The 18,709-nt window shown below is 61.8% G+C and carries 19 protein-coding genes; 16 read left to right on the top strand and 3 right to left on the bottom strand.

Features of this window, described 5'->3' with window-relative positions:
* Positions 1-10: 10 nt before the first annotated feature.
* From hisC to KUV81_RS05835, 10 genes are all read left to right on the top strand, one after another.
* A complete protein-coding gene (gene hisC / locus KUV81_RS05880; RefSeq protein ID WP_261389203.1) occupies positions 11-1,114 on the top strand; it encodes a histidinol-phosphate transaminase in 1,104 nt (367 codons plus the stop codon).
* A gap of 78 nt (positions 1,115-1,192) precedes the next feature.
* Positions 1,193-2,476 carry a 3-phosphoshikimate 1-carboxyvinyltransferase gene (aroA, locus tag KUV81_RS05875; protein WP_222542903.1) on the top strand — a complete coding sequence of 428 codons (1,284 nt, stop codon included), beginning with the start codon at positions 1,193-1,195 and terminating at the stop codon, positions 2,474-2,476.
* A gap of 136 nt (positions 2,477-2,612) precedes the next feature.
* Positions 2,613-3,305, top strand: coding sequence for a (d)CMP kinase (cmk, locus tag KUV81_RS05870; RefSeq protein WP_222542902.1), 693 nt, complete (start codon positions 2,613-2,615; stop codon positions 3,303-3,305).
* Between the two features lie 95 nt (positions 3,306-3,400).
* Positions 3,401-5,071: a 30S ribosomal protein S1 gene (gene rpsA / locus KUV81_RS05865; protein ID WP_222542901.1), complete on the top strand. Its 1,671-nt coding sequence runs from the start codon at positions 3,401-3,403 to the stop codon at positions 5,069-5,071.
* A gap of 66 nt (positions 5,072-5,137) precedes the next feature.
* On the top strand, positions 5,138-5,422 hold the full coding sequence (gene ihfB / locus KUV81_RS05860) for an integration host factor subunit beta (protein WP_222542900.1): 285 nt from the start codon (positions 5,138-5,140) through the stop codon (positions 5,420-5,422).
* A gap of 125 nt (positions 5,423-5,547) precedes the next feature.
* Positions 5,548-5,811, top strand: coding sequence for a LapA family protein (locus KUV81_RS05855; RefSeq protein WP_261389202.1), 264 nt, complete (start codon positions 5,548-5,550; stop codon positions 5,809-5,811).
* Positions 5,811-6,971, top strand: coding sequence for a lipopolysaccharide assembly protein LapB (gene lapB, locus KUV81_RS05850; RefSeq protein WP_222542898.1), 1,161 nt, complete (start codon positions 5,811-5,813; stop codon positions 6,969-6,971). The genes KUV81_RS05855 and lapB overlap by 1 nt, the downstream gene beginning before the upstream one ends.
* 15 nt (positions 6,972-6,986) lie before the next feature.
* Positions 6,987-7,682 carry an orotidine-5'-phosphate decarboxylase gene (pyrF, locus tag KUV81_RS05845; protein ID WP_222542897.1) on the top strand — a complete coding sequence of 232 codons (696 nt, stop codon included), beginning with the start codon at positions 6,987-6,989 and terminating at the stop codon, positions 7,680-7,682.
* Between the two features lie 24 nt (positions 7,683-7,706).
* Positions 7,707-8,510, top strand: coding sequence for an SDR family oxidoreductase (locus tag KUV81_RS05840; RefSeq protein ID WP_222542896.1), 804 nt, complete (start codon positions 7,707-7,709; stop codon positions 8,508-8,510).
* A gap of 159 nt (positions 8,511-8,669) precedes the next feature.
* Entirely contained in the window at positions 8,670-10,430 is a 1,761-nt protein-coding gene (locus KUV81_RS05835; RefSeq protein ID WP_222542895.1) for an acyl-CoA dehydrogenase family protein, read from the top strand.
* A gap of 56 nt (positions 10,431-10,486) precedes the next feature.
* On the opposite strand, the gene KUV81_RS05830 is transcribed toward KUV81_RS05835, so the two are convergent.
* The 3 genes from KUV81_RS05830 to dacB form a co-directional block, all read right to left on the bottom strand.
* Positions 10,487-10,804: a hypothetical protein gene (locus KUV81_RS05830; RefSeq protein ID WP_222542894.1), complete on the bottom strand. Its 318-nt coding sequence runs from the start codon at positions 10,802-10,804 to the stop codon at positions 10,487-10,489.
* A gap of 135 nt (positions 10,805-10,939) precedes the next feature.
* Positions 10,940-12,217, bottom strand: coding sequence for a hypothetical protein (locus KUV81_RS05825; RefSeq protein ID WP_222542893.1), 1,278 nt, complete (start codon positions 12,215-12,217; stop codon positions 10,940-10,942).
* Between the two features lie 20 nt (positions 12,218-12,237).
* Positions 12,238-13,647 (bottom strand): D-alanyl-D-alanine carboxypeptidase/D-alanyl-D-alanine-endopeptidase, encoded by a 1,410-nt coding sequence (gene dacB, locus KUV81_RS05820; protein WP_222542892.1) that lies wholly within the window; start codon positions 13,645-13,647, stop codon positions 12,238-12,240.
* A gap of 82 nt (positions 13,648-13,729) precedes the next feature.
* Here dacB and KUV81_RS05815 point away from each other — a divergent pair, with 82 nt between their 5' ends.
* The 6 genes from KUV81_RS05815 to KUV81_RS05790 all read left to right on the top strand — a co-directional run bounded on the left by KUV81_RS05815 (position 13,730) and on the right by KUV81_RS05790 (position 18,697).
* Complete coding sequence (locus tag KUV81_RS05815; protein WP_222542891.1) at positions 13,730-13,822, top strand: YnhF family membrane protein; 93 nt, start codon at positions 13,730-13,732, stop codon at positions 13,820-13,822.
* A 179-nt stretch (positions 13,823-14,001) separates the two neighbouring features.
* Positions 14,002-14,337: a DUF1904 family protein gene (locus KUV81_RS05810; protein WP_222542890.1), complete on the top strand. Its 336-nt coding sequence runs from the start codon at positions 14,002-14,004 to the stop codon at positions 14,335-14,337.
* Complete coding sequence (pssA, locus tag KUV81_RS05805) at positions 14,321-15,667, top strand: CDP-diacylglycerol--serine O-phosphatidyltransferase (RefSeq protein ID WP_222542889.1); 1,347 nt, start codon at positions 14,321-14,323, stop codon at positions 15,665-15,667. Before KUV81_RS05810 ends, pssA begins: the two co-directional genes overlap by 17 nt.
* Positions 15,668-15,797: 130 nt before the next feature.
* Positions 15,798-16,934 (top strand): GGDEF domain-containing protein, encoded by a 1,137-nt coding sequence (locus tag KUV81_RS05800; protein ID WP_222542888.1) that lies wholly within the window; start codon positions 15,798-15,800, stop codon positions 16,932-16,934.
* A 411-nt stretch (positions 16,935-17,345) separates the two neighbouring features.
* Positions 17,346-18,167, top strand: a complete 822-nt coding sequence (locus tag KUV81_RS05795; protein ID WP_222542887.1) for a methyltransferase — start codon at positions 17,346-17,348, stop codon at positions 18,165-18,167.
* 77 nt (positions 18,168-18,244) lie between these two features.
* Positions 18,245-18,697 carry a hypothetical protein gene (locus KUV81_RS05790; protein ID WP_222542886.1) on the top strand — a complete coding sequence of 151 codons (453 nt, stop codon included), beginning with the start codon at positions 18,245-18,247 and terminating at the stop codon, positions 18,695-18,697.
* The last annotated feature ends 12 nt before the right edge of the window (positions 18,698-18,709 follow it).

Genomic DNA, 18,709 nt, shown 5'->3' with positions numbered 1-18,709 from the left:
GAAAAGGACGTTGTCTATCGATATCAAGACCCTGGCCAACCAGGGCGTTAACGGACTCCACCCGTATCAACCGGGCAAACCGGTGGAAGAGCTGGAGCGTGAACTGGGGATCAGCAACATCGTCAAGCTGGCCTCCAACGAAAACCCGCTGGGGCTGAGCCCCAAGGCGCGCCTGGCCATCGAACAGGCCACCACTGAGCTGACCCGCTACCCGGACGCCAACGGCTACTACCTCAAAGCCAAACTGGCCGAGCGCTGGCAGGTGGACCCGGCTCAGATCACCCTGGGCAACGGGTCCAACGAAGTGCTGGAGATCCTGTTCCGCACCTTCGTCGCCCCCGACAGCGAAGTGCTCTTCGACCAGCACGCCTTTATCGTCTACGCGCTGCTGACCCAGTCCATCGGCGCCACCGCGGTGCCCATCCCCTCCAAAGCCTGGGGACACGACCTGGACGCCATGCTGGCGGCAATCACCGACAAGACCCGGATGGTCTGCGTTGCCAACCCCAACAACCCCACCGGCACCTATCTGGCCCCGGCCGCCATCGAGGCTTTCCTGGCTAAGGTGCCCGAATCGGTCATCGTGGTACTGGACGAGGCCTACTTTGAGTACGTTGAGCCCGAGCAGCGCGCCAACACCCACCAGTGGCTGAGTCGCTACCCCAACCTGGTGGTCAGCCGCACTTTCTCCAAGGCGTACGGATTGGCAGGCCTGCGCGTGGGGTACGCGTTGACCAGCGCCCAGATGGCCGATCTGCTCAACCGGGTGCGCGAGCCCTTTAACTGCAACAGCCTGGCCCTGGCCGCGGCCACCGCGGTGCTGGATGACGACGCCTACCTGGCGGCGGGCATCGAGCTTAACCGCAGCGAGATGGCGCGATTTGAAGCCTACTTTACCGAACGCAAACTGCCTTATATCCCCAGCGTGGGCAACTTCATCACGGTAGAGGTAGGCGAGGCCGGTGCCATCTACGAAGCCCTGCTGCGTCAAGGCGTGATTGTTCGACCCATCGCTGGCTACGGCATGCCGAATCACCTGCGGGTCAGCATCGGTACGGCCGAGGAAAATACCCGCTTTATGGCGGCAATGGATGTGGTACTGGCGGAGCGCTGATTTCTCCGTCTAGACATCCCGATGGCTTCAGGCCATTATGCGGAAGCTTCGGCTTCCGCTTTTTCGTTTTGGAGTACCATGAAACAGTTACCTCTCTCCCCCATCGCCCACGTCGAAGGTGACGTCTACCTGCCCGGCTCCAAGAGCATCTCCAACCGCGCCCTGTTGTTGGCGGCTCTGGCTGAAGGGGACACCACCCTGACCAACCTGCTCGATTCCGACGACATCCGCCATATGCTCAATGCCCTGAAACAGTTGGGTGTGGCCTATCGTTGGGACGCCGAAGCCGGGGAGATCTGGGTCAAGGGGCAGGGCGGTGCGATCGCTCAATCCGATGCTGCACTGGAGCTGTTCCTGGGCAACGCAGGGACCGCCATGCGACCCCTGTGCGCGGCACTGGTGGTGGGCCGGGGTGAGTACGTTCTGACCGGTGAGCCCCGCATGAAGGAGCGGCCCATCGGCCACCTGGTGGAAGCCCTTCGCCCCCTGGCCGCACAGATTGAATACCTGGAAGCGGCGGGTTACCCGCCGGTGCGAATTCAGGCTGGGATACTGAAGGGCGGTCGGGTCAGCATCGACGGCTCCATCTCCTCTCAGTTTCTGACCGCCCTGTTGATGGTGGCGCCCCTGTGCCAGGACAGCCTTACCATCGAAGTGGAGGGGGACCTGGTCTCCAAGCCCTACATCGACATCACACTGGCGCTGATGGCCCGATTCGGTGTGGAGGTGGAGAACCGGGATTACCGCGTGTTCCATGTGGCCGCCGGACAGAGTTACCGTTCCCCGGGACGCTTCCTGGTGGAGGGCGATGCCTCCTCCGCCTCCTACTTTCTGGCCGCCGGCGCCATCGGCGGCGGGCCGGTGACCGTCCACGGTGTGGGCCGATTGAGCCTGCAGGGGGACAAGCACTTTGCCGATGTGCTCGAAGCCATGGGCGCGCGTATCCAGTGGCAGGATGACAGCATTACCGCCAGCCGCGGCACCCTCAAAGGGGTGGACCTGGACATGAACCACATCCCCGATGCCGCCATGACCATTGCCACCACGGCGCTCTTCGCCGAGGGCCCGACCACCATCCGCAACGTCTACAACTGGCGGGTCAAAGAAACCGACCGTCTGGCCGCCATGGCCACCGAGCTGAAAAAGGTGGGGGCGGTGGTGGAAGAGGGTCACGATTACCTGCGGGTTGAGCCGGTAGAAACTCTGCAGCATGCCGCGATCGACACCTACAATGATCACCGTATCGCCATGTGTTTCTCGATGTTGGCGGTGGGCGGGGTTCCGGTCACCATCAACGATCCCGACTGCACCGCCAAAACCTTTCCGGACTACTTTGATCGCCTGGCGCAACTGAGTCGCTGAAAACGGCAAGAAAATGTGTCCAAAGGGTGAGATTGGCCTGCCAATATCGTCAGTTCGTGTATAATGCGCACGCCCATCCGACCGGGCGTGATTGAACTGATGTGTCGGAAAGACAAGAATTTTTTGGAGGATAACTATGCCTGAACAGGCACCGGTTATTACCATCGACGGCCCCAGTGGGGCCGGTAAGGGCACCATCTGCCAACTGCTGGCCAACAAGCTTGGCTGGCACCTGCTGGACTCGGGCGCCATCTATCGTGTCCTGGCCCTGGCCGCCATCCACCACGATGTGGAGTTGGCCAACGAAGAGGCGCTTTCCCTGCTGGCCGCACATCTCGATGTGCAGTTCCAGCCGGCGGAGGAGGGGGTCCGGGTGATCCTCGAAGGGGAGGAGGTGTCCAAGGCGATCCGCTCCCAGGAGTGCGCAGACGCGGCTTCCAAGGTGGCGGCCCTGCCTCGGGTCCGCGAAGCCCTGCTGCGGCGTCAGCGGGCCTTTCGGGATCAGCCCGGCCTGATTGCCGATGGGCGCGACATGGGCACCGTGGTGTTTCCCACCGCCCAGGCCAAGATCTTCCTCACTGCCAGCGCCGAAGAGCGGGCGGAGCGCCGCTTCGCTCAGTTGAAGGATAAGGGCTATGATGTTAGCATTGACCGCCTTTTAGGCGAGATCCGTGATCGCGACGAGCGCGACTCCACCCGTGCGGTGGCGCCTCTGAAGCCCGCGGACGATGCATTGGAAATTGATACTACGGGGATGAGCATCGACCAGGTTCTGGATGCGGTGCTTAACCACGTAGTGACGCGTTTGGATCAGCCCCAGCTGGGCTGATCCAATTTTGGTGTTTGCGGCAGGACGCTGCGAACGAAAGGCAACTACCCCACGCTCAGGATGAACGTGGACGACCTAATGAAACTTAAACTTACATGACTGAATCATTTGCTCAACTGTTTGAAGAGTCCCTGCAGAGCCTGGAAACCCGTCCGGGTTCCATCGTCAAGGGTACCGTAATCGCCATCGAGAACGGCATCGTTCTGGTTGACGCCGGCCTGAAGTCCGAAAGCGCGATCCCGGCCGAACAGTTCAAGAACGCCAAAGGCGAGCTGGAAATCGAAGTTGGCGCTGAAGTCGACGTCGCTCTGGACGCGGTAGAAGACGGCTTCGGTGAGACCCAGCTGTCTCGCGAGAAGGCCAAGCGCCACGAAGCTTGGGTACGTCTGGAGAAGGCCGCCGAAGATCAGGAAACCGTTATCGGTGTGATCAACGGCAAGGTCAAGGGCGGTTTCACTGTCGAGCTGGAAGGCATCCGTGCGTTCCTGCCCGGGTCCCTGGTTGACGTTCGTCCGGTGCGTGATACCACTCACCTGGAAGGCAAAGACCTGGAATTCAAGGTGATCAAGCTGGACCAGAAGCGCAACAACGTTGTCGTTTCCCGTCGTGCGGTTATCGAGTCTGAGAACAGCGTTGAGCGTGAGCAGCTGCTGGAGAACCTGGCCGAAGGTCAAGAGGTTAAGGGTATCGTTAAGAACCTGACCGACTACGGTGCCTTCGTAGACCTGGGTGGTGTTGACGGCCTGCTGCACATCACTGACATGGCTTGGAAGCGCGTTAAGCACCCGAGCGAAATCGTCAACGTTGGCGATGAGATCAACGTAAAAGTGCTGAAGTTCGACCGCGAGCGCACCCGCGTTTCCCTGGGTCTGAAGCAGCTGGGCGAAGATCCGTGGGTATCCATTGCCAACCGCTACCCGGAAGGCGCCAAGCTGACCGGTCGCGTGACCAACCTGACCGATTACGGCTGCTTCGTTGAGATCGAAGAGGGCGTTGAAGGTCTGGTGCACGTTTCCGAGATGGATTGGACCAACAAGAACATCCACCCGTCCAAGGTTGTGAACCTGGGCGATTCCGTGGAAGTGATGGTTCTGGACATCGACGAAGAGCGTCGTCGTATCTCCCTGGGTCTGAAGCAGTGCAAAGCCAACCCCTGGGAAGAGTTTGCCCGTAACTTCGCCAAAGGCGACAAAGTTATCGGTAAGATCAAGTCCATCACCGACTTCGGTATCTTCATCGGTCTGGAAGGCGGCATCGACGGTCTGGTTCACCTGTCCGACATCTCTTGGAACGCCAACGGTGACGACGCCGTACGCGAGTACAAGAAAGGCGAAGAGATCTCTGCCGTTGTTCTGTCTGTTGACCCCGAGCGCGAGCGCATCTCCCTGGGCGTTAAGCAGATCGAAGAAGACCCGTTCAACAAGTACCTGTCCGACAATAAGAAAGGTGCTATTGTTACTGGTACCATTACCGCCGTTGACGCCAAAGGCGCCACTGTGGAACTGGGCGAGAACATCGAAGGCTACATCCGTGTAGCTGACATCTCTCGTGACCGTATCGAAGACGCTTCCACCGTACTGAGCGTGGGCGAGTCTGTTGAAGCGAAGTTCATGGGTGTAGACCGCAAGAACCGCAACATCAGCCTGTCCATCAAAGCGAAGGACGAAGCGGAAGAGAAAGAAGCCATCGACGCGCTGAACCAGCAGGAAGACACTGTATTCAGCAGCGCCATGGCCGAGGCCTTCAAGGCTGCCCGTAACGACTGATCGCCTGCATCAGGGGAGGGGTTCCTCCCCTGTAGGCGACTGTAATTGGCTTGCAGGAGAGCGAGGATGACTAAGTCCGAACTTATCGAAAGATTGGCCAGTAAGCAGTCGCACCTTTCCGGTAAAGAGGTGGAAGGTGCCATCAAGGAGATGCTTGAGCAGATGGCAAGCACGCTGGAACACGGAGATCGTATCGAGATCCGCGGTTTCGGTAGCTTCTCATTGCACTACCGCGCTCCCCGCGTCGGCCGAAACCCCAAGACTGGGGAGTCGGTCGAACTGAGCGGCAAGTATGTCCCTCACTTCAAACCCGGTAAGGAACTGCGAGAACGCGTTAACGAATCGCTATGAGCGAGCCGCATAAAACCCCGCCAACCTGGCGGGGTTTTTTTTGACGCTTATGGCAAGAGACTGGTTTTTAATGGATAATCCTTCCTACTTAACGAGAGCTTAGCGGGGTCAGTGTGAAAGCCTTTTTGATCACCGCCGTGGTCGCGGCGCTGTTCGTCTTGATGATGGCCTTTGGCGCTCGTAACGATGAAGTGGTCACCGTCAATTACTTCCTGGCCAGAGGCGAGTTTTCATTGCCGATCCTACTGGCGGGCACCTTCCTGGCGGGTTTTACCATCAGTTGGCTGTTGGCCCTGGGGATCATCCTTCGCCAAAAGTTGACGATCCGAAAGTTGCGCGGCAAAGCCGCCTCTGGCGAAACCTCCGGCAACGGCAGTGACGCCCACTGATGCTGGAGTTGCTGTTTCTGCTGTTGCCCATCGCCGCGGCCTATGGTTGGTACATGGGCCGGCGCAGCGTCCGAATTCGGCAACAGCAAAGCCAGCAGACCCTCTCCAAGAACTACTACGAAGGCCTTAACTTCCTGTTGTCGGATCAGCCCGACAAAGCGGTGGATCTCTTTATTGACCTGCTACAGGTGGATGAGGAGACCTTCGATACCCACCTGTCCCTGGGCACCCTGTTTCGCAAGCGGGGCGAGGTGGACCGCTCCATCCGCATACACCAGAATCTCATTGCCCGGCCCCACTTGTCATTGGAGCAGCGCGATCTGGCCATGATGGAGCTGGGTAAGGACTTTTTGGCCGCCGGCCTCTACGACCGTGCCGAAGAGATCTTCCTGCAGCTGGTCAAAGACCCGGATCACAGCGAGGAGTCGGAACGCCAACTGCTCTCCATCTACCAGGCCACCAAGGAGTGGTGGAAGGCGATCCGTGTGGCCAAACGGTTCAAGCGCGCCAGCCGCAAGGCCCTGATGCCCACCGTGGCCCACTACTATTGTGAGTTGGCGGCCACCGAGACCGACTCCCAAGCGCAGCAAAAGCTGCTGACCACCGCCCTTAAGACCGACAGCCAGTGTGCCCGGGCCAACATCCAGCTGACCCGGATGGCGCTGGCCGAGGGCAAAGAGGCAGAAGCCATCGGCCATTTCGAACGGCTGTGTCGTCAGGACGGGGGCTTTGCGGTGGAACTGGTGGACGCCATGGAGACGGCCTATCGCAACCTTCAGCGGTTGGACGACTATCATGAGCAGTTGGAGCAGCTATTGAGCAAAGAGGGCCAGGTGACGGTGTTGCTGGCGCTGGCCAAGCTGGTGGAGGCCCGCTCCGGGGTCGAGGTTGCACAGCAGCTGATCTTGGCCCAGCTCAAGCGTCAGCCCACCATGCGTGGCTTTCACCGCCTGATGAAGATGCAGCTGAACCTGGTGGACTCAGACCAGGCCAAAGACAGCCTGATCCTGCTGTCCGACCTGGTGGAGAAGCAGGTTCGGCTCAGACCCAAATACCGATGCCAGAGCTGTGGCTTTCCCGGCCACACCCTTTACTGGCATTGCCCATCGTGCAAGTCCTGGGGCCAGATCAAACGGATCCGGGGCTTGGACGGCGAATAATCACTGGAGACCATAATGAACTCGGACCCCAAGGTGCTGGTAGCACTGGACTTTGCCCAACAACAGGCCGCCCTGGATTTTGTCGACCGCGTCGACCCCAGCCAGTGCCGCCTTAAGGTGGGCAAGGAGATGTTTACCCTGTTTGGTCCGGAGTTTGTAAAAAGCCTCATCAATCGAGGCTTTGACGTATTTCTGGATCTGAAGTTTCACGACATTCCCAACACTGTGGCCAAGGCGGTGACCGCCGCGGCCGAACTGGGCGTTTGGATGGTTAACGTCCACGCCAGCGGTGGCAGCAAGATGATGGTGGCTGCCAAAGCGGCCCTCGCTCCCTACGGTGACAAGGCCCCCAAACTCATTGCCGTCACCGTGCTGACCAGCATGGGCGAAGAGGAGCTGCCGGAGCTGGGCGTTCAGCGCAGCAATGATGAGCAGGTGCTGGCTCTGGCCACCCTGGCCAAAAACGCCGGTCTGGATGGGGTGGTGTGCTCTGCCCAGGAGTCCCGGCTGCTCAAAGCCCAGTTGGGTGAAGACTTTGCCCTGGTCACCCCCGGGATCCGTCCCGCGGGCGCCGACTTGGGCGACCAGCGCCGGGTTATGACCCCGGCGGAAGCGGTGGCGGCCGGCAGTGACTACCTGGTGATTGGCCGCCCCATTACCCAGGCTGAGGATCCCCTGGCGACCCTCGAGGCGATCAACGCCAGCCTGTAAACCGAAAGCGGAACGGGAGGAGCGATGCAGTTTAAGGACAAACGCGTCTTGGTGGTGGGGGGCACCTCGGGTCTGAATCTGGGGATCGCCTTGGGCTTTGCCCAGGCAGGGGCGCATCTGGCGGTGGCCAGTCGCAATCCCGACAAGGTGGCGGCGGCTCTGACGGCGCTTCAGGAGGCGGACCCCGGTGGCCAGCACCTGGGGCTTGAGGTGGACGTGCGCGAACCGGAACGGGTTGAGGCCCTCTACGCGCAGTTGGCGAAGCACTGGACCAGCATCGATATCCTGGTCAGTGGCGCTGCCGGCAACTTCCCGGTCCCCGCCGCCAAGCTCTCGCCCAACGGTTTCAAAGCCGTGGCGGAGATTGATCTGCAGGGGGCCTTCAATGTGGCTCGGCTGGGGTATGCCCACTTGACCCGCCCCGGGGGCCACCTCATCCACATCTCCGCGCCCCAGGCTTACCTACCCATGCCGATGCAGGCCCACGTCTGCGCGGCCAAGGCCGGTGTTGATATGCTGACCCGGACCCTGGCCATGGAGTGGGGGCGGGAAGGGATCCGGGTTAACTCGCTGGTGCCCGGCCCCATCGCCAACACGGAAGGGATGGACAGGCTGGCTCCCGGAGAGGCGCTGCAGCGCCAGGTGGCGGAGACTGTGCCCCTGGGCCGTTTGGGCCAGTGGCAGGACATGGCCGATGCCGCGATGATGCTCAGCTCCCCTCAGGCCAGTTACATCACCGGCGTGGTGTTGCCCGTGGACGGGGGCTGGTCCCTTGGGGGCGTCAGCGTGGCCATGAGTCATCTGGCCCAGCAACTGGCCTCCTCCTGAACAAAGCGGCGCGAGCCGCTTTTTCTTTGCCCTTCTTTGACCCGGATCGTCCGGGTCACTCGCCGTCTGTGCCATCATCGCCCCTCTTGACCCCGACGACCAAGGCTCTAAACTAAAACGGTCGTTTTAAAATATCGTTTACATTTGCAAGGAGCCCCCATGCACTACAAGGCCCCAGTCCAGGAGATGCAGTTCCTATTGGACGACGTGTTCCAGGCCAGTGATTTTTGGCAGCAGACTCCCGCCTTGGCCGAGTCTGTGGACATGGATACCGCGTTGGCGATCCTGGAGGAGGGCGCCAGGATCACCCGCGAGCTGATCGCACCCCTTAACCGCGGTGGGGATGAAGAGGGGGTGCGTTTTGAAGCGGGCCAGGTGACCACCCCCACCGGCTTTAAAGCGGCCTACGCCACCTTCGCCGAAGCGGGCTGGGTTGGCCTTGGGGGCGAGCCAGAGTACGGCGGCATGGGGATGCCCAAGATGCTTGGCGTGCTGTTTGATGAGATGTGTTACGGCGCCTCCAACGCCTTCGCCCTCTACAGCTCACTGACCGCTGGGGCCGCTCTGTGCATCGCCAGCCACGGCAGTGACGAGCTTAAACAGCGCTACCTGCCGATGCTATACAGCGGCCAGTGGGCCGGTGCCATGGACATGACCGAGCCGCAGGCGGGCTCCGATCTGCGCCACATCCGCACCAAGGCGGTGCCCCAGGAGGACGGCAGCTACCGCCTGTCCGGCACCAAAATTTTCATCACCGGCGGCGATCACGATCTGGCCGAGAACGTCATCCATCTGGTGCTGGCCAAGTTGCCGGACGCGCCCGGCGGCTCCCGCGGCCTAAGCCTTTTCCTGGTACCCAAGTTTACCGTCAACGCCGACGGCAGCCTGGGCGGGCGCAACGGCGTGGAGTGTGGCTCGGTGGAGCACAAGATGGGGATCAAAGCCTCAGCTACCTGCGTCATCAACTTTGACCAGGCCCAGGGCTACCTGGTCGGTCAAGTGAATCGAGGCCTGGCCGCCATGTTCACCATGATGAATTACGAGCGCCTCTCCATCGGGATCCAGGGGCTGGGGTGTGCCGAGGCCGGCTACCAGATGGCCCGGGATTACGCCCGGGAGCGTAAGCAGGGGCAGGGCAGTGGCCAGGGACTGGGCAGTGGCGCCGATCCCATCATCGTTCACGGGGACGTGCGGCGCATGTTGTTGCAGGTAGCGGCCATGACCGAGGCCGGGCGGGCCCTGGCGGTGCTCAGTGGTCTTCAACTGGACAAACTCAAGCACCAACCGGAAGCGGACACTGCCGCCCTGGTCGGCCTGCTGGTGCCCCTGGCCAAGGCGTTTTTGACCGATACCGGCCTGGAGAGCACCGTCCTGGCCCAGCAGGTGTTTGGCGGACACGGCTACATTCGTGAGACCGGCGTCGAGCAGTTGGTCCGAGACGTAAGGATTGCTCAGATCTACGAGGGTACCAACGGGATCCAGGCGCTGGATCTGCTGGGTCGTAAGGTGCTGCCCAAAGAGGGCGCTGCACTGAAGGCCTTGATGGCCCTTGTGAGCCGCGATCTTGCCGATGTGGGCGAGGAGTGGGCTGCACAGAAGCGCCAGGTAGAAGACGCCTTCGGTCAGCTTTTGGATCTTGCCGGTGAGTTTAAGGCCCGGGATAACGCCGGTGATGCGGTGAACGCCGCGGCAGTGGATTACCTGCACGCCCTGGGGTATGCCACCTACGGCTATCTGTGGCTTAAGATGGTGACGGCCGCGCAGGGCCAGGAAGCGAAGTTCGGCGCCCCGTTTACCGAGCGAAAGGCGGCGATTGCCCGCTTCTACTTCGCCCGGCTCTTTCCCCGCTTTGGCGCTCACCTGGCGTCGGCGCGCGCCGGGGAACAGGCGGTGATGGATCTGGATGCGGCGCTGTTTTAATCCGCCGGGCGGGTATCAGAGCTGAGAATAACAGGGGGCCAGTTGGCCCCCTGTTGCTAGATACCGTTCCCCTGACTCACCCTGGGCCGGGCAAGATTGTGCACGTTGGATTGTGGCGCGTAGCGATCCGCCACCTCTTTCCAGTGCACGTTGGGCAGGTAAAAGAGAAAGTATTTCTCTTTCAGTGCGTCACTGACGAATCCCATGCCGTGTCGGGTTAACTCGAAATGGAGATCGGCGATAAAATCCTGTCTGAGCGTTTGCCGACCGGACAGCTCTTTCAGGTCACTCTTGCTGAGGAACACACCGGACTCCTGCTCGCCGAAGCGATCGATCATCCACACTGCAAACTCTTTCGCACTCTTCATCGACATCGTTTTGCCTCCCATATCAGACTGCGATACAGCGTGCAGCTAACCCTTTAACGTATAGCCGAGATCCGCCAAAGCGCCCAAGGAAAAACCCAACAAGGGGTTGAATTTTGGGTCTCAATTGAGCAGGCAGCGGGTTCAGAGGCTGGGCGAGCTCAGTCCATAGGGGGCGGATTCGACCGGGCTGGGGGCCCAGTCGGAGGCCTTGCCCGGGTCGAGCACCTCCATGGGATCGTTGTCCCAGGGGGTCACCACGCGACCCCGGAACACCAGCTTGCCCCCTAGGGGGGCCTGCCAGTCGACCACCTGTTGATGCAACTTGCCGGCAATGGCGTTCATCTGGGCCCGGGGGGGCTCGCCATGATGATCGAAGCAGGCGGTCAGTACCGCCAGGTGATGATCGTCCAATTGGGCCACCAGATCCTCGGAGCGCAGAAGGGGGCGGACCCGCTCCGCCAATTGGGCCCAGGCGGCGGGTTCCGGCGAGTTCTCCGTCTCGATACCGATAAAGAACAGCGCCGCGACCTGGTGGTTGCGATGAAGCCGTGAGAGCTCCTGATGGAGGCGGCTGTGCAGTTGTTGGTGGTTGGACAGGGGCATTGATGGGTCGGCGACCGGGTCGGTCTCCTCCGTCGGAGCGAGGCTAAGCAGATACCCCAGGTGGGAGTCCAGGGGCACCAATTGCAGGGCCATGGTGCGGCTGTGGCCGTTGGCCAGTTGCACCTGACAGGGCTGGCGCAGTTCGCTGGTGCGCGCCAGCAATGCCTTGACGCTCAACCCGGTACCCAGCTCCAGGTGATCCGCCAAAGGCTGGCCATTGAGTTCGCTGGAGGGGGCGCCCAGCAGCTCCGCCATCCCCTTGGAGACCTGGTGGAGCGTGCCCCAGGGGGCCAGCCGGGCAAAGGCAAAGGGCGCGGCTTGTTGAAGCTGGCGTAGGGTTTGCAGTTCTGCCCGCTCCGCCTGATGAAGCAGGTCCGCCGCCAGACGCTCGGCAACGGTGTTCATCAGTCGCTGGGGCAACTCCTTTTCGCTGCGGCTCAGCTTGTCCATCAGGAAGAGGTGAAACTCCCCCAGGGCAGCGGGTAGGTCCAGCTTGCGCCCCAGGTAGCACCCCAGCTCAAACTGTCGAGCCAGGGGCCAGGCGGCGTAACGGCGCAGGTTCGGGCAGTAGATCAGGCTGTCCACCAACCGCTCCGCCTGGTAGAGCACTCGACAGGGGGCCTGTTCAAGCTCGTAATCGGCCAGCGCCAGGGGTTGCCCCCCCTGACTGGCGGTCAGTACCCGGACGTGGTCGCCGTCCCGTTGGGCCAGCACCAGAAGCGTCCAGCGACCCTCGCTGTAAAAGGCCTGTGCAGCCTGGTGCACCAGGGCCTCGCCCCGGGCGGCTTGGGCCAATCGTCGCCATCCTTCGCTCATCCGCTGTTGTCCTGTTCTGTCTATCCCTTGTCCTGTGTATCGGCCAGTTGCGCCTGACGCTGAAGCTCGGGTAGGCAGCGATTGACCAGGCAGCCGTACCAGAGCTGCTCAAATTCGGTGAGCTGAGCGCGTCGCGCCGCTTCGTCACCCACCAAACCACTGACCATCTGCACCACCACAAGGGTGTCGCCAGCCTGGGTATCCAAAAAGCCCGCCAGGTTGGCGACCTGGCCAAAGCTGCCGCTTTTGGCCCGCAACAGCCCCTTGACCGGTTGGGTGCCGGCCCGATGTTTCAAGGTGCCACTGACGCCGGCAACGGGCAACAACTCGGACAACCCATGGAGTTTGGGGGAGTGTTGCCAATGGTGCAGCAGCTGGCCCAGCTGGTTCGGCGTCACCAGGTTGTAGCGGGAGAGGCCGGAGCCGTCCACCAGCTCAGCCTGGCTCAGGTCCAGACCAAGGTGCCGTTTGAGGGACTGATTCATCACCTCGGCCCCCATCTGAAAGCTGCCCCGACCGAGGCGTGCCTGAGCCAGGGTGCGCAGCAAGCTGTCCGACAGCTGGTTGTCCGAGTCGTGCAGCAGGGTGCGCAGCAGCGACTCCAGCGGCTCCGACTGGTGGCGTACCAGTACGGCTCCGCCACCAGCTCCGAAGCGGATCTGGCCCTTCAGGGACAATCCCAGCTCCGCCAGTTGCTGTTTGACCACCTCGGTCAGGTAGGGGGCGGGGTCCTGGATCGCCAGCGCCAGCGGCGTGTTGCGGTTGGCACAGCCGCGCAGGCGGTAGCGGTTGTCCCCCAGGCGGTCCATCTCCAGTGGACAGGCTTTTTCAAATCCGGTGAGGCGGACCTGGCTGTCCACGGTAATGGGCAGATGGGCGGGTTTTTGCACGCTGGAGCGCTGGGCGTTGCCCACGAGGCGAACGTGAGCGCAGCCATGGTCCAGGATGTAAGCCGACGCCGGGGCAGCGAAACAGATCCCAAGATCATCCCAGGGCCACCCCCGGGCACGGTCGTACCCCTCAAAGCTCAATCCGTCGATGATGAGGTCCCCGTCGATGCGCTCTACGCCCTGGCGGCGAAGTTGGCTGAACAGGTGGAAGAGATCGGCGCGGGTGAGGGTGGGGTCACCGCGCATGGTTAAGGTGAGATCACCCCGCAACAGGCCGCCGGTCACCTTAGGCCCGGAAAGCTCCGTGTGGTAGCGAAAATCGGCGCCCAACTCCAGCCACGCCGCGGTGGCGGTGAACAGCTTGATGGTTGAGGCGGGCAACATCAGGGTGTCCGCCTGGTGGGCGCTCAGCACACTGCCCTGGTCATCCAAAACCAGCAGGCCCATCTGGGCCCCTTTGGGAAGCAGTGCCTGAAAGTCCGTGGGGGAGCCCCAGGCGGGTTGGCCAATCAGCAGGGCCAGGAGAAAAAAGTAACGCATATCTTGGTGTTAAGCCGTTGTTGCCATTTGGGTTCTGTGTTGACCATAATGAGATTAGGTGATCTGACAAAGGGAGAAAAGGATGAGCACCGAACTTCGATACGCCCTCTGGGCCGCGGCGGGAAGCCTGACGGTCATTGTCGTCCTGGCGGTCATAGCTATTCAATACGCCTGACGGCACCGGTTTGTCCAGGCTCAGATACAATCAATAAGCCGTGACCCAGTTCACGGCTTATCGGTTGGACAACCTCATTCGTTGTTCAATTCCTCAGTAATCAAAGTGCGGCCCCTTGCCCAAAGCCAGAGGGTCTGGTTAACTAGCGCGCTAGATTTTTGATTCTACTGGAGCTCTGCATGCCCCACCTGCGAGTCCGCGGACTGGCCGTTGAGCACGTTCAGGCGTTGAGCAAGACGCTGAGCGCGCCCCTGTGCCAACTGTTCGACTGCCCCGCCGATCACATTACCATCGAAGCCATCCCCAGCACCTTTTTCTACCAAGGTCAGGAAGGGGGCGGTTACCCCATGGTGGAACTGCTGTGGTTTGATCGGGGACTGGCGGTTCAGGACCAGGTGGCTCGGTTGATCACCGAGGCCGTGCAAGCCCAAAGTGGTGCGAAGGAGACCGACGTGGCGGTCATCGTCACTGCCCTTGACCCGCGTCATTATTACGAAAATGGCGAACATTTCTAAGTACCAGTGGCTGACCGGGTTTGCCAGCCAAGCCATTGACCCGGACCAGGTTACGGTGCTGCTCGATACCGCCAGCTACCGTGAAACCCTGCTGCGCCTTATCGAGACGGCCGAGGAGCGCATCTACCTGGCAGCGCTCTACCTACAGGACGACACCGCGGGACGCCAGGTGCTGCACGCCCTCTACCAGGCCAAGCAGCGCCGGCCCGAACTGGACGTTCAGGTGCTGGTGGATTATCACCGCGCTCAGCGAGGCCTGATCGGCAAGGGACCCCAGGTGGGTAACGACCAGTTCTACCGGGACACCGCGGCCCAGTACCCGGGCGTCGAGATCGGCATCCACGGCGTTCCGGTGAAAAACCGCGAGTGGGCGGGGGTGCTGCACCTCAAGGGCTTTGTCATCGACGACCGGGTGATCTACAGCGGCGCCAGTTTGAACGACGTCTACCTGGGGGTTGGGGAGCGCTATCGCTACGACCGTTACCACCTGATCCACAATCGCGCCCTGGCCGACAGCCTCTACGCCTTTATGCGTGAGGATCTGCTGGACAGCCAGGCGGTGGTCTCCCTGCTGGAGGCACCGGTGCCCGGCCCCAAAGCCCTGCGACGCAGCATCAAGCAGCTGAAGCAGCGGCTGAGCCGAGCCCGGTATCGCCTGCCCGGCAGCGCCGGCGCTCATCAATTGCGGGTGTACCCGCTGTTGGGGCTGGGGCGCCAAGGCAACCTGCTCAACCGGACCATCGTCCGACTGCTGGCCAGTGCCGAGTCGTCGGTGTTCATCTGCACCCCCTATTTCAACCTGCCCAGCCAGTTGACCCAAACCATCGGCCGGTTGATGAAGCGCGGGGTGAAGGTGACCATCGTGGTGGGAGACAAGACCGCCAACGATTTCTACATCAAACCGGACGACGAGTTCTCGCCGGTGGGGGCCTTGCCCTACCTGTACGAGCGCAACCTCAAGCGCTTCGCCAAGCGTCATCAGCGCCACATCGACAGCGGTCTGTTGAACCTGCAGCTGTGGTGGCACGGCGACAACAGCTACCACCTCAAGGGCATTCAGGTGGACAACGACGCCTACCTGCTGACCGGCAACAACCTAAACCCCCGAGCCTGGGCGCTGGACCTGGAGAACGGACTGCTTTTGCTGGACCCCAATGCCGAGATCAAAAGCCAGTTTGACGAGGAGCGGGAGTGCATCCTCTCCCACACCCGCCGGGTATCAAACCACGCCGAGTTGGAGGGGCTGTCGGACTACCCGGAGCCGGTGTCCAAGCTGCTCAGACGCCTGAGCCGGGTCAAGGCGGACCTGCTGCTCAAACGCTTGCTCTGAGGCCAAGGAGGGCGACCCAACCGGGTCGCCCTTTTGCTTCCCCGTTTAACCTCTGTCGGTCTGTGGTCGCTATTTCGGTTCAAAGCCGCGGTGCTGCCCATGACTGACGAACCCTGAAAGTACTGTGACAATGACTCGGGAACTGAGCCCAATACTCTGGTGTGCCCTGGTGGTCACCGCCGTGACCCTGGGATTGCCCTGGTGGCAAGCCCAACTGGATCCCCACGCCCTGTCGGTGGAGTTGATGCCCTTTGTGGTGCTGCTGATCACCGTGATCCTGGCCTGGCGGTTTCGCTTGGCGTACCACAGCTACCTTGGGCTGCTGCTGTGGGTGGCGTATCCCTTCCAGGCGCCTTTCAGCGGCCTGGAGCAGTACTTTGTCCTGAGCAATAACGACATCTACCTGTTGTTGGCCCTGAACCTGTTGTGGCTGCCCAGCACGCCGCCCAACGCCTGGTACCTGCTGGGGTGGGGAGGCTGGTTGGTGGGGCAGTGCCTGTTGCTGCAAAGCCTCTCCTGGCATTGGCTGGAGCCCCATCTGCCGCCTGCGCTGGTGCAAACCCCGATGCACTATCTGTTTCTTCTGCCGGCCACCCGCTACTTTCTCGGTTTGATGCAGGGCCGCAGCGAGATGCTGACGCCCCTGTTGCTGGGGGCCATGGCCTGGCTGGTCAGTGGCTGGCCGATGCCCTGGCCCGGGGCGGTGCTGCTCTATGCCGGGATCAGTGCCCTGTTGATGCTCTCGGTGTTTGACGGGGCCTATCGACTGGCGTTTCGCGATGGCTTGACCGGGCTTCCGGCTCGGCGGACCCTGGATGGCGATCTGGAGCACGCCGCTCAGCGCACCCACATCGCCATGATCGACGTGGACCATTTCAAGGAGTTCAATGACAACCATGGCCACAACTGGGGCGACAACGCCCTGAGGCTGCTGGCTTCCCAGCTGCGCAAGGTACGGGGTGCCCGAGCCTACCGTTACGGCGGGGAGGAGTTCACCCTGGTGTTCAAGCGGGCCAGCCGGGCTGAAGTGGAAGCGGCCCTGCAAAAGCTGCAAGGGGCACTGAACGCTCAGACCATGATCATCCCCCAGCCCAAGAACGAAGCCGACGAGCAGGGCAGCGTCGCCGTGCGGGCCCAGTTCACCGTCAGCATCGGAGTGGCCCAGCGTCACGGGCCCCATGAACTGGTCGCTTCAGTGATCAAACGGGCGGATCGGGCCCTCTACCGGGCCAAAGAGGAGGGGCGCAACCGCGCGGTTTGGGGTTAGCCCCCAGGGCGGGTACAATGCCCGCCCCTGAACTTGCCACCGGCCGCCATGACCTACGCCAACCCATTTACCCAGCTCCATCGCCGCCTTGTGGCGCTTGAGCCTCTGTGGCGCGCCAACCCCTTTCGTACTCCCACGCCTCCCTGGACCCAAGCGTTCCCCGAACTGGCTCAGGCTCTGCTCGCCCTAAGCGATGACGACGTTGCCCAACTGGAAGCGGAACCGACGCGGTTGCACGCCCTTTGCTCGCCTTTTGTCGAGGGGCTTGAGGAGTTAGAGCTTGCTGTGCCGCAAAGCGACGAACCCGCCTCGCTCGCCGCCCCGGGCAGAGCGTTTAGCCACATCCCGGGACGTAAATGGCAACAGATCCAAGCCTTCAGCGCCGCTCTGGGGCCCCTGAATGGGCCGGTCTTGGAGTGGTGTGCCGGTAAAGGGCACCTGGGCCGTCTGGTGGCCTTGACCGGTCAGGCTCGGGTCACCAGTCTGGAGTGGGATCCCACGCTGTGCCAGGAGGGGGAGCGCCTTGCACAGCGCGCCCACGCCAAACAGCGTTTTGTCTGCGCCGATGCGTTGGGGCCCGAGGCCACTGGGTTATTGACCCCGAAGCTGCACGCCATTGCGCTGCACGCCTGTGGCGATCTGCACCGTCGCTTGCTGGAACACGCTGTTTTGTCGCAAAGCCAGGGGCTGACCCTGAGCCCCTGCTGTTACCACCTGACCGAAGCCAAGCACTACCAAGCCTTGTCGCAGCAGGGCCAGCGCCAGGCCCTGGCGCTCAGCCGGGACGAGCTTCGTATCGCGGTACAGGAGACCGCGACCGCGCCGCAACGGGTCCGTCGACTGCGGGGTCTGGAGATGGCCTACCGGCTGGGCCTGAGGACATTGATCCGCGAGCGTTGGCCCACCCGGGTCAACGAAGGGATCCCCTCCTGTCCCAAGGCCCAGCTCAGTGATGGGTTTGAAACCTTCTGCCGTTGGGCCATGGCGCGAAAAGGCTTTGTGCTGGAGGTCGTACCGGACTGGGCGGCGCTGGAGGCCAGCGGTTGGCAGCAGTGGCATCAATTGCGCCGATTCAGCCTGCTTCGGGGGCTGTTCGCCCGCCCGGTTGAGCTCTACCTGGTGCTTGACCGTGTTCGCTTTTTAGAGGAGCAGGGATACCGGGTGCGCCTCAGTCGTTTTACGGAACGGGGGGTAACACCACGTAACCTATTGATTCAGGCGGAAAGAATTTAACCATTTCCCTTGCGGGCCGGGCAGGGCGCGACTAGCTTAGCTAATAGCGGTGTTCCCTATGAAAACAAGGAGTTGCCATGGCCCGCCCCCTGTTCCAGTCCGAACGCGCCAAAACCCCCTGGCACCTGTGGCTCATTGCCGTGGTGTCCTTGCTGTGGAACGCCATGGGGGCGTTGGACTACGTGATGACCCAAACCCGAAATCCCGAGTACATGGCGCAGTTCAGTCAGGACCAGCTGGCGTTCTTCTATGGCTTCCCCGCCTGGGTGGTGGCGGCCTGGGCGCTGGCAGTCTGGGGGGGCGTTCTGGGTTCCGTGCTGCTTCTGATGCGCCGGGCCCTGGCGGTGCCGGTATTTCTGTTGTCGTTGTTGTGCATGGTGCTGACCACCATCCACAACTACGTGATGGTGGACGGTCTGGCGGTGATCGGTGACAGCTTCAGCCTGGGGTTCACCGCGGTGATCTTCATTGTGGCGCTACTGCTCTACCTCTACGCCAAATCCCTGGCCGCCAAAGGGGTGCTCAAATAGCCTTGAACGGCC

Source organism: Ferrimonas balearica (assembly GCF_019802085.1).
Taxonomy (GTDB): Bacteria; Pseudomonadota; Gammaproteobacteria; order Enterobacterales; family Shewanellaceae; genus Ferrimonas; species Ferrimonas balearica_B.
This window is presented reverse-complemented; position numbering and strand designations above follow the sequence as displayed.

What these genes read in the sequence shown, in the direction of transcription:
- aroA (WP_222542903.1), top strand. Translation starts at nt 1,193, where the DNA reads ATGAAACAGTTACCTCTCTCCCCCATCGCCCACGTCGAAGGTGACGTC.
- cmk (WP_222542902.1), top strand. Translation starts at nt 2,613, where the DNA reads ATGCCTGAACAGGCACCGGTTATTACCATCGACGGCCCCAGTGGGGCC.
- rpsA (WP_222542901.1), top strand. Translation starts at nt 3,401, where the DNA reads ATGACTGAATCATTTGCTCAACTGTTTGAAGAGTCCCTGCAGAGCCTG.
- ihfB (WP_222542900.1), top strand. Translation starts at nt 5,138, where the DNA reads ATGACTAAGTCCGAACTTATCGAAAGATTGGCCAGTAAGCAGTCGCAC.
- lapB (WP_222542898.1), top strand. Translation starts at nt 5,811, where the DNA reads ATGCTGGAGTTGCTGTTTCTGCTGTTGCCCATCGCCGCGGCCTATGGT.
- pyrF (WP_222542897.1), top strand. Translation starts at nt 6,987, where the DNA reads ATGAACTCGGACCCCAAGGTGCTGGTAGCACTGGACTTTGCCCAACAA.
- KUV81_RS05840 (WP_222542896.1), top strand. Translation starts at nt 7,707, where the DNA reads ATGCAGTTTAAGGACAAACGCGTCTTGGTGGTGGGGGGCACCTCGGGT.
- KUV81_RS05835 (WP_222542895.1), top strand. Translation starts at nt 8,670, where the DNA reads ATGCACTACAAGGCCCCAGTCCAGGAGATGCAGTTCCTATTGGACGAC.
- KUV81_RS05830 (WP_222542894.1), bottom strand. Translation starts at nt 10,804, where the DNA reads ATGTCGATGAAGAGTGCGAAAGAGTTTGCAGTGTGGATGATCGATCGC.
- KUV81_RS05825 (WP_222542893.1), bottom strand. Translation starts at nt 12,217, where the DNA reads ATGAGCGAAGGATGGCGACGATTGGCCCAAGCCGCCCGGGGCGAGGCC.
- dacB (WP_222542892.1), bottom strand. Translation starts at nt 13,647, where the DNA reads ATGCGTTACTTTTTTCTCCTGGCCCTGCTGATTGGCCAACCCGCCTGG.
- KUV81_RS05815 (WP_222542891.1), top strand. Translation starts at nt 13,730, where the DNA reads ATGAGCACCGAACTTCGATACGCCCTCTGGGCCGCGGCGGGAAGCCTG.
- KUV81_RS05810 (WP_222542890.1), top strand. Translation starts at nt 14,002, where the DNA reads ATGCCCCACCTGCGAGTCCGCGGACTGGCCGTTGAGCACGTTCAGGCG.
- pssA (WP_222542889.1), top strand. Translation starts at nt 14,321, where the DNA reads ATGGCGAACATTTCTAAGTACCAGTGGCTGACCGGGTTTGCCAGCCAA.
- KUV81_RS05800 (WP_222542888.1), top strand. Translation starts at nt 15,798, where the DNA reads ATGACTCGGGAACTGAGCCCAATACTCTGGTGTGCCCTGGTGGTCACC.
- KUV81_RS05790 (WP_222542886.1), top strand. Translation starts at nt 18,245, where the DNA reads ATGGCCCGCCCCCTGTTCCAGTCCGAACGCGCCAAAACCCCCTGGCAC.